This is a genomic window from Croceimicrobium hydrocarbonivorans, from assembly GCF_014524565.1.
GTDB lineage: Bacteria > Bacteroidota > Bacteroidia > Flavobacteriales > Schleiferiaceae > Croceimicrobium > Croceimicrobium hydrocarbonivorans.
The window spans coordinates 3,301,270-3,318,499 of sequence record NZ_CP060139.1 but is presented as its reverse complement, the minus strand read 5'-3'; the positions used below and the strand labels follow the sequence as shown (position 1 = coordinate 3,318,499).

10 protein-coding genes and 1 tRNA gene are annotated in these 17,230 nt (G+C 39.2%); 5 read left to right on the top strand and 6 right to left on the bottom strand.

Translation table 11 applies throughout. The features are described 5' to 3' along the window. Positions 1-30: 30 nt before the first annotated feature. The gene (locus H4K34_RS14845; RefSeq protein ID WP_210758175.1) at positions 31-912 is read right to left on the bottom strand and encodes a hypothetical protein; all 882 of its coding nucleotides are present in this window, start codon (positions 910-912) and stop codon (positions 31-33) included. Positions 913-1,514: 602 nt separating this feature from the next. On the opposite strand from H4K34_RS14845, the gene H4K34_RS14840 reads away from it, so the two are divergent. The 5 genes from H4K34_RS14840 (at position 1,515) to H4K34_RS14820 (ending at position 10,727) form a co-directional block, all read left to right on the top strand. Continuing rightward, positions 1,515-6,152 (top strand): NACHT domain-containing protein, encoded by a 4,638-nt coding sequence (locus H4K34_RS14840; RefSeq protein ID WP_210758174.1) that lies wholly within the window; start codon positions 1,515-1,517, stop codon positions 6,150-6,152. 665 nt (positions 6,153-6,817) lie between these two features. Continuing rightward, a complete protein-coding gene (locus tag H4K34_RS14835; RefSeq protein WP_210758173.1) occupies positions 6,818-8,053 on the top strand; it encodes a tyrosine-type recombinase/integrase in 1,236 nt (411 codons plus the stop codon). Between the two features lie 11 nt (positions 8,054-8,064). Next, positions 8,065-8,496 carry a MerR family transcriptional regulator gene (locus H4K34_RS14830; protein WP_210758172.1) on the top strand — a complete coding sequence of 144 codons (432 nt, stop codon included), beginning with the start codon at positions 8,065-8,067 and terminating at the stop codon, positions 8,494-8,496. Between the two features lie 418 nt (positions 8,497-8,914). Then, complete coding sequence (locus H4K34_RS14825) at positions 8,915-10,072, top strand: hypothetical protein (protein ID WP_210758171.1); 1,158 nt, start codon at positions 8,915-8,917, stop codon at positions 10,070-10,072. 424 nt (positions 10,073-10,496) lie between these two features. Continuing rightward, complete coding sequence (locus H4K34_RS14820; protein WP_210758170.1) at positions 10,497-10,727, top strand: hypothetical protein; 231 nt, start codon at positions 10,497-10,499, stop codon at positions 10,725-10,727. Positions 10,728-10,794: 67 nt separating this feature from the next. Here H4K34_RS14820 and H4K34_RS14815 read toward each other — a convergent pair. The 5 genes from H4K34_RS14815 to H4K34_RS14795 all read right to left on the bottom strand — a co-directional run bounded on the left by H4K34_RS14815 (position 10,795) and on the right by H4K34_RS14795 (position 17,192). Further along, a tRNA-Pro gene (locus H4K34_RS14815) sits at positions 10,795-10,867 on the bottom strand. Between the two features lie 89 nt (positions 10,868-10,956). Then, positions 10,957-11,385 (bottom strand): FKBP-type peptidyl-prolyl cis-trans isomerase, encoded by a 429-nt coding sequence (locus H4K34_RS14810; protein ID WP_210758169.1) that lies wholly within the window; start codon positions 11,383-11,385, stop codon positions 10,957-10,959. A 147-nt stretch (positions 11,386-11,532) separates the two neighbouring features. Beyond that, complete coding sequence (locus H4K34_RS14805; RefSeq protein WP_210758168.1) at positions 11,533-13,560, bottom strand: LruC domain-containing protein; 2,028 nt, start codon at positions 13,558-13,560, stop codon at positions 11,533-11,535. Positions 13,561-13,829: 269 nt separating this feature from the next. Next, positions 13,830-15,851, bottom strand: a complete 2,022-nt coding sequence (locus tag H4K34_RS14800; RefSeq protein WP_210758167.1) for an LruC domain-containing protein — start codon at positions 15,849-15,851, stop codon at positions 13,830-13,832. 132 nt (positions 15,852-15,983) lie between these two features. Then, positions 15,984-17,192: a sensor histidine kinase gene (locus tag H4K34_RS14795; protein WP_210758166.1), complete on the bottom strand. Its 1,209-nt coding sequence runs from the start codon at positions 17,190-17,192 to the stop codon at positions 15,984-15,986. Positions 17,193-17,230: the final 38 nt, after the last annotated feature.

Sequence of the window (17,230 nt, the reverse complement as noted above, 5' to 3'; positions counted from 1 at the left end):
ATAATTGCACGAAATATCCCAATACAACTTCTAATAAAGCCTGGGGACAAAGCTTTTATTTAACTCCCTTGCTTTTAAGGTATAATACAAGGACTTGCCTGCCTCACTTAAAGACTTTCTCCCTGAGTTACCAATTGGTTCATTTACAAACACACTTAACCCCTCGTCCAACAAATTGAAAAGTCTATCTGGTATGTCATCCAATTTTTCCTCTTCCAATCGGAGGAGTTGCTGAATTATACCTTTATCTTCTGATGTATGATTCCTTTCAAAAAATGATTCAACATGATCCAGTGTCCCATCCACCTTTGGCATTGAATACTCATCAATATCATAGGCAGAGTAAATTGCCATTTTCTCAAAATAACTTTGAATTACCCTTTGCGCAAACTGCTTTTCGATTCTATTGATATCAAGCCTTCTGTTTGCTTCTTCTAGCTCATTAGTTACTTTATTTAGATCGTTAGTCAAATCCGCTTTTTGTAACTCCAGAGCTTCCATTTGTTTTCGAAGTTGATTTGCCTCCCTCTCCCCAGATTTAAGCATTGCTACTTCATATTGATGAGAAGCCTCTTCCTTCGATTTTCTTCTTCTTTCTTCATCCCACTTTTCAGAAAGTTGCCCCCTTTTCAACCTCGCAAATTCAACAATCTGATCCTGAAACAATGAAAGGTAGGGTAAAACCAGTCTTACCACCAAAGCCACAATTAATGGATATAAAGTTGTTTTCTCAAACGACACATGTTGTTGAATTAATGCTATCCTTGCCAAAGGTTCTACGCTGGAGAAGAATAGTATTAAAATGTCATAGTTAAGGACTGACCATGAAATAAGGAATGCGCCAATGATTGGGTTCTTAAGCCTTTCCTTTCCAGATTGCCAAAACTCACGGACCAGCTCTGAGATTGTCATATTTTAAAAGTTTATGGCAATTTAGCTCTTCCTTTAATTTAAAGATTTGATTTACAAAATGAATGCTTTAAAACCCAATTGTTTTTTGCCGATTAGTAACAAAAAGCAATATCAAACTTAGTGGGTATACTTCTAAGTGTTCTTCCCTTCTAATTGTGGATAGCCTCTGACTATTTGCAAGTTTCGGGATGATCATAGGGTTAGTTGGGGATTCCTGTGGTCCTTGGCCGTATGGCGTTTCCCCCTGTCTAAGGCAAACACACTTTAAGGTTTAAACCGAATCTCGGGAAATGGAAAAAGGCGTAAAAACTATACCGTCACAAGCTTCAAACCTGGAGGGGTTTAGAAGCAGAGGCTCGCGTTTTAATAAAGGTAGGTACCGTATAGAGGTTGTTTTTAGAAATGGGTTAGCAGTGACCGGCTAATTAAGCATAGGCTTTATTAGCTGTATTTCAAAAGCAAACAACTTATTTATCAGTTATTTTAATAGAAATGTTGGTAATTCGAAAAGCTTTCAATGGTTTCAAGAAACCTATTTCCTATATTAAATCTTCCTCCATCATCAAGGATGGTCAAAATCTTATAAATCCATGATATTTTAAATGGGGCTGATTTATACCAAACCAAAAATTGAAGAATCAAAACCAAAACCGCAGGCCATAGCGAATAAGGGGTTCCCCTACCAATCTCTTGCAGATTCACGAAGATTTGAGGAACTACTCTATGCGGTTGGCCTTGAAAGGATCGAAAACGGAGATTGGAAAAACGTATTTGATGAGATAAGACTTTTGCAAGGAGTTAGAGAACGGGGACGTGATTGTATCATGACTCTCAAAGGTGATACCGTTGCCTTAATTCAGTGTAAACACACTGCTGTTGCAGAACGTGTCTCCTTACCTACAGCAGCCCGAGAGATCATTAAATTTGTTCTTCATTCCATTGTTGAGCCTAAGCTCATACATAACAAAGATCAGTTCACCTATTTTTTTGCTGTTGCTTATGGTTTTACAGAGAACGCATCAAACTTAATCAGCAATTTCAACAGTCAAATAATCGAACATCCAGATTTAGAAACCTGGACGCAAAAAGTTATTTCCGACAATGCCTCTCTCGGCCATTTGGAATATGAACATATTTGTGACGATCTAAAAGACACTCTCAGTCGAATAAGTGTAAAACCTATTCTTCCGCAGGATATTGATAAACTGCTTTTAGAAGAAGGCCGCGAATCAATCATTAAGACTTTCTTCGAGGTCAGGAGTGTGATCGATTCAAAAGTTTCAGATCAAATTTTAGATGATCTCGGACAAATTAAAAGAAGTGTAGAATATCAGCCGACTTCCAAATTACCCCTTGAGGTGATTTTGGGAAAGATTGAGTTTGCATCTTACCAATTAACTAGTTACAATAACTCATTTGAGGGCGTTGAAAATTCTCACTTAGATCGAACTGAAACAAGCCAAATTGTAAGATGGATAAAAGAGCCAATACCGGATAAGCACAAGCCTATTGCTATTTTATCGGGAAATGCCGGATCAGGAAAAACTGTTGTACTTCAAGATGTTTACAACAAGCTTAAAACGGATGGAATACCTGTCATTGGCCTTAAAGCCGATAGACATACAGCCTTATCAATTAAAGAATTAGAAGAGAAATTAAACCTCGAAGACTCTTTCGAAAAGATTATCCGCACACTTTCTGCACACAACGAAAGGGTGGTGATAATAATTGATCAAATTGACGCTCTTTCTCAGTCACTATCAGCGCGCAGGGACTACCTCGACACGTTTAATCACCTTGTTCGAAGCTTAAGCACTATTGCGAAAACTCGAATCGTAATCTCCGCTAGAATATACGATTTGAATTATGACAACGAATTAAAGTTTTATAAAAACCAAAAAGTCTTCAACCTTGGTTTGCTTAACGTTAGCCAAGTGGATCAAATACTATCTCATCTCAAAATCAACAAGGCCACACTAAGCAAATCACTCTATGAACTGCTAAGAACACCTCACCATCTCAACGTATTGTGCAAAGTCCATAATGAAGGCGTCAATTTGAGTACTTTAAAATCTCGGCATGACCTACACGAACAACTTTGGATCAGTAAAATCCTGAAAGTGCCCAACACCTCTAACGCCAAGAAAGAGAAGTGCCAAGAGTTGGTATATCACCTTGCCAAACAAATGCACGATAACCAAGAAATTTTCATCTCAGAGAAGGGCTTGAATGACCAATTTCTTGATGAAATAGACTACTTGAAAAGCGTAGAGATCATAACACAAGGAGATGGTAAAATTCAGTTCTTCCACCAAACCTTCTATGATTTTACCTATGCGCGGCAATTCATCAACAGCAAACAATCCACCCTAGCCTATTTAAAGAGAAATCATCAAGGTTTATTCATTCGGTCAAGTCTGAAAATGATTCTTCAATTTCTGAGAGACCATGACCACAAAGAATACGTCAAAACCATCTCAACTATTCTGATCAGCAGGGCTTATCGATTTCATCTAAGGCTAATGGTCATCAATCTCATAGGATTCGAAACAGAACCAACCGATTCAGAAATATTTCTGGTTAAATCCAAGGTCTTAACGTCTTCCGCATTAAGGCAGCTATTTATTGAATCAGCGTTTGGAGAAACCTGGCTTCAGACATTGATCGAATCTCGTGTGTTGACAGAATTACTTCTTCCAAAAACCTTTTGGTATGACAATCTGCTTAAAATAGACTTCAAAAAGATGAACCCTCTAAAAGAGAGAATCACCCGCAGGATAAATTACAAGCTACCCGAAACCTGGCAAGAGGAAAATCTACAATTATGCCTTCAAACTCTCATAAGGCAATTACCAGAATCAGGAAAACTGGTGTGCAAATTTCTTAGAGAAACTCCAGACTTTCAAGGTCGACCTAGCTTTATCTTTAAAGTGCTGTATTTTCTAAAGGATTGGGACAATGAGGACGCCGTTCGCCTTTTCGAAGAAAATGAAGCGGAAGCGAATAAAGACAGATTTGGCTATTACAAAATTCTGGAAGATGCTGCCCACTTTAAAATGGATTGGGTACTGACAACTTATAAAAAGCTATGCTTTCAAAAAATTGAAGAACCAAGAAAACCCGGATCGACAAGAGACATTTTTAGGCATGACGATGAAGAATTGTTCAAGAAACTTTTTAAAGTAAACCCTGACAAAGCTTTCGATTTTACCTTAAAAGTTACCCAAAAACTAATTGATGATAACAGTTGGCTGGACAAAACAAAATTCTACGGAGACTCTATATACATGTGGTATAGCTATGAGAAGGGCCAGTCCTACTCTAATGAGTTTCTCCTCAATCTACTAATCGATCAACTTAGAAAATTCGCAGAAGACACATCTCCTAAGTTCTTTCAATTCTTTAAAGCGTATAAAAATCACAATTCCGCAACAATGCTCACAGTATTAGCTCACGGCCTTCAAGCCAATGCAGCACATTATAAAAACGAAGAATTCGAGTTCATCCAAATTTTCCATTCAAAAGGAGGTTTCAACGAAGGCACGGAACGTTGTACCTATCAAATCAGACAACTCATAAACCAAAACTATTCAGCATTCAGCTCTGAACAGAAAGATCAGATTGACAAAATGATCTTAGAGCATCAGGACAAAACTGATTTAGAAGTATACGAGGAAAAAGGAGTTAAAAAACACTACCTCCCATACTACGGGCGGGCTCAGTTCATATTCCTGAAATCAATACCAGATAACGAGATTAAAAATAGGCCAGCCCTAAAAAAAAGATATCAAGAACTAGAGCGCAAATTTGGTAGCGTAAGAGATGAAAAGCCACAAGGTTTTGTAACCCGTGGTGTTGGAGCACCACTTACTAAAAGCGCCTATGCTAATATGAAGCATGAAAATTGGGAAGAAACATTTCAGAAATACACAAGAGATTACAAGCCTGATTTTGGCTCTTTTAGAGGCTCCATACTTGAACATTCACGAGCTTTTCAGGAGGAAGTCAAAAAAAGGCCGGACTTCTTCTTTTCCCTTATTGAAAAGATTATTTCCGAGCCTCAAATCCCCAGAGACTACGTTTCCAGCGGCTTAAACGGATTGGTTGAAGGCAAATTTGATTTTATTGAAGTCCAACGGATCTACAAGCAGTACATAAAGACTACACTCGATAGAAATCATACATTATATGCTATTTGGATCACTGATTATTTTCTGGCAAACAAATCGTTAGACACTGAAGTACTTGATTTCTTAATTGACTGTGCACTAAACCATCCCGACCCTTCAAACAACATCATTAGAAACGAACCACTCAATGATGGCATTAACACCGTAAGAGGCGCAGGAGCATCACACCTGAGTAGAACCTTCTTCAACAAGAATTACGAAAACAAAATCTTTGCTTGCCTCAATCAAGTGGCAGACGATCCAAGCTTGGCAGTAAGAGTTGCAGTGCTTCCACGTCTTGCCTTGCTCATGCATCTAAACGAAGAAAAGACTCTGAACCTTTTCTTAAAGCTGGTTTCCAAAAACGAACCGGAAATAATCAAACAGTCGTTTTGGACATCCTCATACCTGCTCAACCACAATTTCGACCGGTTGATACCCTACTTCCAAAGAGCGATTGAAATAGAAGACACGCACGAAAACCTCTCTACCGTTTTGATGCAAGCGTGGCTTAAACACAAACCTAATGCTGAATTACTATTAGATGATCTCGCCAAAGTAAGTGATAAAGCAAAATCAGCCATCATTTACAGTGCAACTCAAAACATGGCTCATTCTCCTGAATTAAAGGAAAAATGTAAGACAAAGCTGATGGCATTTTTGCACTTTAATAGTGATGAGGTAGTTGAGGCCTATTCCCGCGCCTTTCTCCACATACCACAATGCATGTTTGAAGAACTGTTACCATTTCTTCGCCAGTACACCCGCTCTGCTTCTGCCCAAAAATCGCCACACTACTTTTACGAATACCTCCTGAAATCCGCCAAAACTCATCCAATAGAGTGTATAGAACTACTCAAGCACTTTCGCAAATACGACAAACCTGATATTTCCTCCAGCCGACATTACGACAATGACCCGATCAAAGTATTAATTGGCGCATATAATGCACTCTCTATTCAAGAAAACTCTTTGGAACTCAGAAAAGCCATTCAGCTATTTGATGAAATGCTGAAAGACCCTCGTTTTAGGCAAGAAGCAAATAAAGTACTCAACCAGGTTGAAGCATAGAGAATTTAAGGGTGTGCCGCTCGTTCCTCGGGTCGGGCTTTCCGCTATATCTCCCCAAGAGATCGGGGAGGATGCCGCTGCAATCCATCACGCAAAGTTCACGATTTCGTAGAGATTAAGAGTTCTCTAACATCCACATCCATCACCCAAGCAATCTGGAACAGGGTTTCCATAGTAGGTTTCATATCATTAGTGCACCAATGTGAAACTGTTGTTTAACGTATACCAAATACTCCATAGAACGGCTGATTGGCCAAACTTGCTCGTTCCAATTCCAAGGAAAAGCATAGAAACAGAACTAAACTTGAGCGTATCTGGAAAAGGCAATCAAAAACAATTAGGCAATCCCCCCACCTAACTAGTGGCTCAAAAAAAAGGACTCCCTTCAAAAAAGAAGAGAGTCCTAAAATTTCGTCGGGATGACTGTCCATTCGTTACCAATTAAATTAGAATTCTAATTTCCTTTACCTGCTGTTTATTACTAGTGCAATATACTAGCTTACAGTTTCTTATGCTACTTATTGCAGGTTATTACAAGAATCAAAAGTCACTCAATTTTCAGTAAAAAGTTTAACGTTTGGCTTAACGTGCAATAAAAGTTTAACGTTTTTCGCTGTTTTTTGGCGGTCGGGACAATTAACTTTGAACCATCAAAAATTCAGGGGATGAACCACACAAAAATTCGAGCCGACCGCACACAAATAGTTATTCGCTACTCATTTCGGAAAATTCAATTTCGACACCCTACTGGCATCAAAATTGACCCTAAAAAGGCAAGTCGATACAACAAGCTATTTGATAAGAATAACTTCCCAGTAGAATTACAGGAATATATTCCCGCAATCCACAAGCATCAAAAAATGATTGAGGATATAATCCAAAGTCACATTATACAGAAAGGCGAAAAGCCCTATCCTGCATATGTCACAGAACAACTACAAAAAAGTAGAGGCGGAAATAACACATTAATAGGTTACTTCGATCAATTCCTTAAAGTGAAAGAAGAAATTTATAAAAGTGGTACATACTCAATCACCACTTACAAAGACTTTGTGAGTCTTTCAAACGCTCTAAAGGATTTTGAAGATGAACAAAATAGGCAGTTTAAAATATCTCACTTAGATAAGACCTTTATTCTTTCTTTCTATGACTTTTTAAGGCTACCCAGACCATTTACCGCGCGTACGAGGGGTAAGTTAGCTACTAAGACCGTAAAGAAGCGTTTTGATAGCTTAAAAGCCTTCTACAAGTGGTTAGAGGAAGAAGGTGAAGTGATAGGCTATAAAGAGTTCGTAATTACTGTAAATAAAACTATAAACTTTAAGCGAGCAGCCGCGACCGAAAAAAAAACTGATCGTTACGCTCTTGACCGAAATGGGGTAGATGAACTAAAAAAAGCAATTGATTTACCGACTTTAACCAGCAAGCAAAAAGAGGCTTTAGAAATCTTCTTATTTCAGTGCTTAACTGGCACACCCTACGGTGATCTTAAACGAATAGGAAAAGAGCAATTACATAAAGTTGGGGATAAAATACACCTAGTAAGGGGTAGAGGAAAAAGCGGTGTTGATATTAATTTACCTCTTGCCACTACTGCCCACCATATTTTCAAAAAATATGATTATGACCTTGATAGGCAAAGAAATGAGTTGCTGAATAAAAACATAAAAGCCGCCTTGGCAAAAACTGAGTTTTTCAGAGAAACCGAAATGTTTACCGAAAAGCCAAGATACAAGAGAATTTCTAGCCATACGGGAAGGCGTACATTCGTGAGTAGGTTATTAAATGAGTTTAATTTGCCCTTTGCCAAAGTAATGAAAATGACAGGGCATAAAAAAATAGATACCTTAATGAAGTACCTTGATTTTAGCCGCGATGCCTTTGATACCGATCAGCTATAAAAATACAAGAAATGAGCACAGCAAAAGACAGCCTTATTCACCTTGGTAATATTCTAAAGGGAATAGCGAGTGAAGAAATAAGCGAGCAGGATATAATTGATACCTTAGAACTAATAAGCTACCATATAAAGACCGAAAATGCCCGACAGGGCTACATTGAGTTTATGAAATTTGGTAGTATAAGATTGTCTAGTATTATCACTAAGGAATATTTAGAAATACTGAGAAGAGTTAACACCGCAACCGAAGAGGTGAAAGATTTCAAAGAAGCAAACAATATTAATAATGCAGACCCTATTCCGAGGCTTGAAGTAATCCGTAAGCTAGGTATAAGCGAACGGACATTTTCCAACTATGAAGAGCAAGGTTTGAAAACAATTAGAATAGGTAGAAAAGTTTACGTTATGCCTGATGACTTAGACCACTTTATTAAGCGAAGTTAAATTTTCTAATACCTTCTAATAACATAGTATTAAATCGTCTGTATCCCAGTAATAGCTTAAAAGTAGTGTCTAAAAATGATAAGATTTTCAGCCTTATTTGGTCGCTAATCTACATAGATAGACTGGTGACTTCTATTCAATTCTAATACACTGGTCTAATCAACTACTTATAAAGGGACTCTAGTGACCCTCGATTATTTTTTAATACCTTCTAATAACATAGTATTAAATCGTCTGTATCTCAGTAATAGCTTAAAAGTATTGTCTAAAAATAGTCAGTATTACACCTCAGACATCTATAAATATAGATACTGATTATTTTAATCAATATTTGATAATTAAATAATATCGCATTTACCACTTTAAACCACTAAACAAACACCCACACCTTAATATATAAGTAAAATAAGCGTGTGATTTGAAACAAGATAAAATTGTAATAAGTGTAGATAAGTTATATTATTCGTTTAATACATTCTCTGATATTTTAAACGAAGATATTTTAAATATTTTTATTCTAGGTGGTTACCAAATTAAAGACCCGACCCAACAGATTGACCAAAATTATAAAATCCAAAAAATTATCATAAAGAATGATATAGAGTTGGGTACACTTTGTTTAGATTCTCGTTATAAGCCCAATTTAAACACAATAAAATTCTTTAATAAACCTTTATACACTAACAGGAAACAAGTAATTGCTTTAACCAGCTTTATTGACCTAAACTTTAATAAAGATAATTACATTTCTCAATTGGAACTAGCGATTGATACCAATTATAATATAATTAAAAGGTATAACAGATTAATAAATAACAACAACCTAGAATTGACTAAAAATTATATAGGAAGTTATTATGGCATAGAATATACGTCTAATACATATAAAAGGTCTGAAAATAATGAAAGTAAGTATATACTACATAAATCAGACGATTTTAAGAGTGATATAAAAACAGCTAAAAAGCCGCTAATAAGGCTTGAAAACAAGCGAAAACTGCTAAAAAACTCACAAAAAAGGCATTATATCACCGATCATCTAAGTTGTCAAGGGATTGACACAGGGAAGGATTTTTTCAGAATGGAATTAGTTATCCCAAATCATCAATCTTTTTTAGTTTCAAAAAATAAGGAATACATAAACGGTTCTAAATCTATTAGTTCATATCAATATAATAAAATAAATGATATGGAAAAAATGGAATATATGGCAGTTACGTCTAATGGGTATTATGATATAAACATTGATTGCATATTAAATAATTCCGACTATAAATTATCATTATTTTATATATACTTGAATAAGATTATTGTAAACAACGATAAACTTTTAAAAATTAATTATTCATTTATGCCAATATCTAAAATTAAAAATATAAGCAAAAAAAGAAACCCTAAACAGGTGGAAGAATTTGACCCAATAGAAAAGGCACAACAGGGGTATTTGGAAATGTTGCAAAGATTAGGGCATTTGACAACTGATAATATTTATCAAATACAAAGAATGATAAATAAAAATAAGCGTGATGTTAATAAACCTCAGACCGAAATAGGGCTACAAAGCTTATTTACTTAAACATATTTATCAAAAAACAATATATAGTTAAGGCAATTTCACACGCTATATCTATTGCTTACACTATAAAATTAAAGAGGGTTAAATGACCCTCTTTTGTTTTTTTAATACCTTCTAATAACATAGTATTAAATCGTCTGTATCCCAGTAATAGCTCAAAAGTAGTGTCTGATAATGGTCAATATTTCACCCTTATTTTTATTGGTGGTCTACTCAATTACACTGATCTACTCAACTATTCTTAAAGGGGGTAAGGGGGGTTCAATTATTTTCAACTTATTAATAAGTTCCCGCACCAGTTGGATTTACACTTTTTCTGATTTTTAGGAAAAGCCCCAAACAGTTGTTTTCCAAGATTATCAACAATCGAAAGTATTTAAAGGGCTAGCCCGTATCTTTGGCTTAAACCAAAAAATAATTGATTATGAAGTTTATTCACGTTGAAATTTTAACCAAAGACAAATTACAAAAGGATGTCTTTCTTCCCTTATCTGCAATTGGCTCAATCATTTTAACAGAAGATAATATCGATATCACCTTTGATAGTGCGCATCTACCAAACGATTATCATTATATTTCAGTTCCTGTAAGTACAAAAACGGATTTAATGGAAAAGGCTAAACAAGGTGTACTGGATGGCTATCTTGATCTATAAAGTTTAACGTATTTCTAACGTAAAAAGCATAACTATCTAATTTTAAGATGGTTATGCTTTAATTGTGTCGGGATGACTGGACTTGAACCAGCGACCACACGCCCCCCAGACGTGTACTCTACCAACTGAGCTACATCCCGATGCCCGCGTATTTTGCGGGCTGCAAATATAATTAAGGAAATGGAATTGCAAAGCCTTTTTTAGGCCCGAAATCCCCGTCTCCTCTAGCTTATTTAATCGCTACCAATTCCAGATCGAAAATCAGATCTTTTCCCGCTAAAGGAGGATTGGCATCTACAGTAATTGCTTCTTCGCCTACTTCGGTTACAATCAGTGGGATCTGCTGCCCATCAGGAGTTTGAGACACCAATTGCATACCTACTTCAGGCTTAATTTCTTCCGGTAATTGGTTCTTGGGAACTTCCTGCACCAATTCCGCACGATGCTCACCATAGGCCTCAGCGGCAGGAATGTTCACGGTTTTCTTCTCGCTAACTTCCATGTCGATAAGGGCATTCTCAAAACCAGGAATTACCATTCCCTGGCCCAGGCTAATCTCCAGCGGATCGCGACCATTCGAATCATCGAATACCTCACCACTTTCCAGACGGCCTTGGTAATGCACTACAACAGTGTCGTTCGCTTGTACTTTTGACATAATTGAAATATTTTCCCTTCAGGCCGCAAAGGCCCTGCCCTCTTGCCAAATCGGCCGAATTGTCAGGCGCCTAAAATGAACTAAACCCGACTACCAATAAAATCAGCAGTCGGGTTAGCTCTCGTATAGAGGGGTATAGATGGGGACTTATTGAAATATCTTAGTCACCTCGCGGTTGCCTATGGCATCGGTAAACCAATCGGTATTGCTGGCCCCGCCGCTGGTAGCCCAGATTGCGAAGTTTAAGTAGGCTTCATTAATCGGCTGGAATTCGGCCGGATAATCAAAGCTTTCGCTGATATGAATAGCCCAAGGCAATCCATTTGCAGTTTTATAGGTAAAGTTTCCGTTTACATCAGTAGCGTCCGATCCGGTTCCGAAGTCCGACACATTGGCCAGATCCGTTGGCATCTTGTCGGCTAAATGCACTTCCTTAGTACGATCGCCATTTACGAAGATGAATGGATTGTAAGGAGGTAAGCCTACGGTAGCCTGTTGCTGTGGACTAGTAAACACCACTTTATTGCTAACCGTAACCGGACTTTGAGTCGCTTCACCCGGAAGGGTATTGATAAACTGCGTACCCTGATTAGGCATTACATTAAACACATTGTCGAAGGCAATGATAGTAGCTGAGCTTTGTCCACCCTCGGTGCCATTGGCCGAATTGGAAATCAAACCTTCATTCAAATTCTGACCGTTTACACTGCTCACCACATTAGGATTCAAGCCATCGAAGCTCCAACCAAAACCATTGTCGAAACCAGCTCCTACAGCGCGGATAGTCCAATCGGCTTCCACTTCCACTAATAAGTTAGATCCGTTTAAGATGTGATCGATCTCGTAATCCACCACCAAATCGTTAAAGTCGTAGTCACCTTGTGAAGGCCATAAGTCTTCGTAAGCCAAAGTTCCGGTGAAGGTGCTGCGTACCGCGCGACTGGCATCACATGGGAAATCATCACTTTCGTCAGAAACACCATCGTTATCACAATCATCCTCTGGAGTTACAGGAGGAATTCCACCGGTGTTTACGTTCTCCCAAGGGTTAGCCGTTACATAGAATACCAGGTCGTTGAAATCATCATCCGAACCATTATAGCTACGAGTTTGATCTTCGAAGGCATTCAATAAAAGCTGACGACCAATGTCTAATAACTGAACCGTATGCTGACGCTTGCTGCTCTGAGGTTCATTGGTATTGAAGTCGATATTAGAATAGTATTTGGGCTTATTGATGTTTACTCCATAGCCATTCCAACCTTCCTGGATTAATACCCAGCTAATGGTTTTACCACCATCGAAGGTGCCTAATTTCACTTTATCGCCCGAAAGCAATTGGCCACCGCCGTTTAAGAATGAGGCATTCGGGAATACAATGTAAATAGAATCAATATCAGCCGGCGTTGCCGGAGGATTATCCGTGTCAAACACATAATAAGCCAGGCTATTACGATAGGCAGCTCCTTCACTTACGAAGGTTACCCAAACATCACTACGGTCTTCTACCACCACGTCTAATTCATTTCCTACAGTTAAATACTGAGGATTATTGGTAGGCACAGGCATATTCTCGGGTAAAGATGCATTTACATCGTCTAAGAATTGCTGACTGATATTATCGCCAGGGTTTTCTAAATAGAAGGGGAAACCACCGTATTTACCGGTGTAATAGCCACCCATATAATAATAATTGGCTCCGGCAGGGCTTAGAGTTTGCGCACCCGCCATTTTACCGGTTCCAAAATTTCTTTCTTCTGGCTTACCGCCGAAGTCGATCTTAATGTCAGTTAATGAAGAAACCACTTGCTTATTGGCAAAACCATTGGCATGCACCAAAACGGTTACTTCTTCAGTATATGCAGGAACCTGTAAAGGCATATCCAACATACCGGCAGGGTTGGTTACCCCAACGCCTAAAAGAGCAGCTCCCTGATCAGGATCACCCTTATAAAAACTTACACGCTTACCACCTAATGGCTGATCCTTAGATCCCCTTACAGTGATAGAAGCTTGAACTTCGCGAGAAGTTGAAAAATCAAAATTGGAAGGAATCTTTAAATCCTTGATATCCGAAATCACTTGTGGAGAAGCAATATCCTGTACTTCTTTATCTTTTTGACAAGCCACTGCGAAGGCAGCGATTAGGGTTAGAGATAGAACTTTGGTTTTCATAAGGGCTTTGTTCTTATTTACACAGCAAATGTGCTGAGAATGCCCATTGAAGGCCCTTAAAAATCGATGAGCATCCGAGAATTCACGATGAATAGACGAAATGCTTTTTTCAATCGATTATCCGTCTAGTCACTGATTAATAGAGCTTTAAAACACCACTAAATACCTCTTAAAAGTCTAACGGCCGCTTAGCCCCCAAAAAAAGCCCGGCCGAGGATTGCTCCAGGCCGGACTGTTTCTCTGTATAGAGGGGTATAGATAGGGACGTTTTAATAGATCTTCGCAAGATCTCGGTTGCCAATACCGTCGGTAAACCAATCGGCATAACTGCTACCTCCGCTGATTGCCCAGCTAGTAAAATTGAGGTAAGCTTGGTTAATCGGAGTATACTCTACTGGGTAATCAAAGCTTTCGCTGATATTGATCGCCCAAGGTAATCCGTTGGCAGTTTTGTAAGTGTATTCGCTGTTTAAGTCGGTAGCGTCACCTTCTTGTCCAAAGTAATTAGCATCAGCTAAATCGGTAGGCATTTTGTCGGCTAAGTGCACCTCGCGACCACGATCTCCATTTACGAAGATGAAGGCATTGTAAGGAGGTAAACCAACTTGGGACTGAATTTGTGGGCTACTGAAAGTAATTTTCTGGCTCACGGTAACTGGGTTTACAGAAGCTTCGCCAGGCACGGTGTTGATGAACTTAGTACCAGGATTAGGCATTACATCGAACACATTGTCGAAGGCGATAATAGTAGCATCGCTCTGACCCGCTTCTACTCCATTGGAAGCATTGGTGATGATGTTCTTGCTTAAATTATGTCCGTTTACACTGGTGATTACTGAAGGGCTCAAGCCATCGAAGCTGTAGCCAAATCCGTTTTCGTATCCGGCACCAATGGCGCGTACAGTCCAATCGGCTTCAATTTCTACCAATTTGTTGGCTCCGTTTAAGATGTGGTCGATTTCGTAGTCTACCACCATATCGTTGAAGTCGTAGTCACCTTGAGAAGGCCATAAGTCTTCGTAAGCTAAGGTACCAGTGTAGGTATTGCGTACGGCGCGGCTAGCATCGCATGGGAAGTCATCACTTTCGTCAGAAACACCATCATTATCACAGTCGTTTTCTGGAGTTACCGGAGGAATACCACCGATATTTACGTTTTCCCAAGGGTTAGCAGTTACGTAGAATACTAAGTCGTTAAAGTCATTATCAGAACCGTTATTACTACGGGTTTGATCTTCGAAACCATTTAATAAAAGCTGACGGCCGATATCGGCTAATTGTACTGTGTGCTGACGCTTGCTTGGGTCGCTTTCATTGGTATTGAAGTCGATACGTGAATAGTACTTAGGAGCATTCACATTCACACCGGAACCAGTCCAGGCATTTTGGAAAAGTACCCAGCTAATGGTTTTACCACCATCGAAGGTGCCTAATTTCACTTTATCACCGGCATTTAACTTACCACCTGATCCATCTAAGGAAGCATTAGGTAATACCACGAAAATAGAATCGATATCGCCAGGAGTGGCAGGAGGATTGGAAGAATCGAATACATAGTAACCCAAAGCATTGCGGTATCCGGCACCTTCCGAAATAAAGGTTACCCAAACATCACTACGATCGTCGATTACCACGTCTAATTCATTTCCTACGGTTAAGTAAGAAGGATTGTAAACGGGTACTGGAGAGCTTTCAGGTAAAGAAGCATTCACATCATCTAAGAAATCCTGAGTGATCACATCAGCAGGGTTTTCTAAGTAAGAAGGGAATCCAGCTTCTGAACCAGTGGTGAAGCCACCCATATAATAATAGTTTCCAGAAATTGGGGTAACGGCCTGTACGCCACTGGTTTTTCCGAAACCGAAATTGCGAGCTTGAGGCTTACCACCGAAAGTGATATTGAAATCACTCGCTGCTACCACTTGCTGATTAGCAAAACCGGTAGTATGACTAACTACATAAATATCTTTGGTATAAGCAGGAACGCTTAAAGGCATTTCCAACATCCCAGCAGGGTTGGTTACACCTACACCGATTAATTTTCCGCCTTGCTCAGGGTTTCCTTTGTAAAAGCTTACGCGGGTTCCGCCTAAAGGCTGATCATTTAATCCTAAAACCATTACCTGAGCCTCAACCTCACGCGCAGTGCTGAAATTAAAGTCGGATGGGAATTTTACTTCCTTCAAATTGGTTTCAACTGAAGGGTTGAGCACGGCTTGCTGTAAGTCCTCTTTGGAACAAGATGCAAGCGCTAAGGCTACAAGACCGAGGGAAAAGATTTTTTGTTTCATTGTCGTCAATCACTTAGTACACTGCAAAAATGAAACAGTCTAATGATGTGATGCTAAAAAATCGATCAACGAACCAAAATGTGCGATGAATGGTTTTTGATGCCTTTTTGAGGCTTAAATCCTAAGCTGAAACTAGACAATCGGAATCTGCACCACAAAGGCCGATCCCTCTCCCACCTTGGACTCTAGGCCGATCTGACCTCCCAAACCCGATACAATGTTCTTCACCGTTGCCAAACCGATACCCGTACCGGTGCTTCCGCTTAGATCCTTGTTTTGAGTAGTTTCAAAGAGCTTAAATATCCGCTCTTGATCTTCGGGGAGAATGCCCGGACCATTATCGCAAACCTTCAATTCAATCTCATGCCCTATGGCTTCCACCTTCACCTTAATGCGAGGCTCAGGATTATTATTGTACTTAATGGCATTGGCCAATAAATTGATAATGATCTGTTGCCAGGCAGTGCGATTGGAATAGATCTGATTTAATCCTTCAGGATATTTTGCCTTGATGGGACATTGTCCTAAAGGTGCCATCATTTTCATGCAGCCATCCACCAATTCGGGTAATGAGAACCAGCTTTTCTCTTCCAAGATCAACACATTGGAGCGCGAGTGGCGCAGGATTCCTTCGATTAAACTACTCAATTGATCGGAGCTTTGATTGAGCAATTCCATCAAAGACAATTGCTCCTCATCTAAATTTTCAGGTTTGGAAAGAATCATTTGTGAAGCGGCTTTGATACTGGCCAAAGGCGATTTGATATCATGGGCCGCCACTCGAGCAAATTCCTCCAAACTTTTGTTTCGCGCTTCCAATTCTTTCAAGTAGCGGTCTTTCTGCAAGCTGGCTTTATGTAGCTCAAAAAGCTTCACCACCTGATCGGCCAAGATCTTTAGACTTTCCTTCTGTGCATCAGTTAAAACTCTGGGCACCCGGTCTATAACACATAAGGTACCCAAGGCCATATCATTATCGCTAATCAGGGGAACCCCGGCATAGAATACAATATTGGGATCTTCCAGCACTAATGGATTATCATTAAAACGCTCATCCTCTCTGGAATCTGGCACCTCCAGAATTTGCTCTCCCTCCAAAATAGCATGTGCACAAAAAGCTTCATCCCTGCTGGTTTCTCTCGATTCTATTCCAACCCGGGACTTAAACCATTGTCGATTGCGATCGATTAATGAAATCAAACTGATGGGAACATCGCAAAGCAGAGAGGCCATTTTGGTGATTTGATCGTATTCTTCTTCATCCATGGTGTCTAAAAGAGAATACTCATAGAGATTGGCTAATCTCTCCTTTTCATTTGCCGGTAGGGGGGCTTTCAGCATAATGGGGGCTTCAATTGACCCGCAAAAGGTAGGGCAGA

Coding starts and splice junctions, on each gene's coding strand:
- H4K34_RS14805 (WP_210758168.1), bottom strand. CDS start 13,560: ATGAAAACCAAAGTTCTATCTCTAACCCTAATCGCTGCCTTCGCAGTG.
- H4K34_RS14800 (WP_210758167.1), bottom strand. CDS start 15,851: ATGAAACAAAAAATCTTTTCCCTCGGTCTTGTAGCCTTAGCGCTTGCA.
- H4K34_RS14835 (WP_210758173.1), top strand. CDS start 6,818: ATGAACCACACAAAAATTCGAGCCGACCGCACACAAATAGTTATTCGC.
- H4K34_RS14830 (WP_210758172.1), top strand. CDS start 8,065: ATGAGCACAGCAAAAGACAGCCTTATTCACCTTGGTAATATTCTAAAG.
- H4K34_RS14840 (WP_210758174.1), top strand. CDS start 1,515: ATGGGGCTGATTTATACCAAACCAAAAATTGAAGAATCAAAACCAAAA.
- H4K34_RS14845 (WP_210758175.1), bottom strand. CDS start 912: ATGACAATCTCAGAGCTGGTCCGTGAGTTTTGGCAATCTGGAAAGGAA.
- H4K34_RS14820 (WP_210758170.1), top strand. CDS start 10,497: ATGAAGTTTATTCACGTTGAAATTTTAACCAAAGACAAATTACAAAAG.
- H4K34_RS14795 (WP_210758166.1), bottom strand. CDS start 17,192: ATGCTGAAAGCCCCCCTACCGGCAAATGAAAAGGAGAGATTAGCCAAT.
- H4K34_RS14810 (WP_210758169.1), bottom strand. CDS start 11,385: ATGTCAAAAGTACAAGCGAACGACACTGTTGTAGTGCATTACCAAGGC.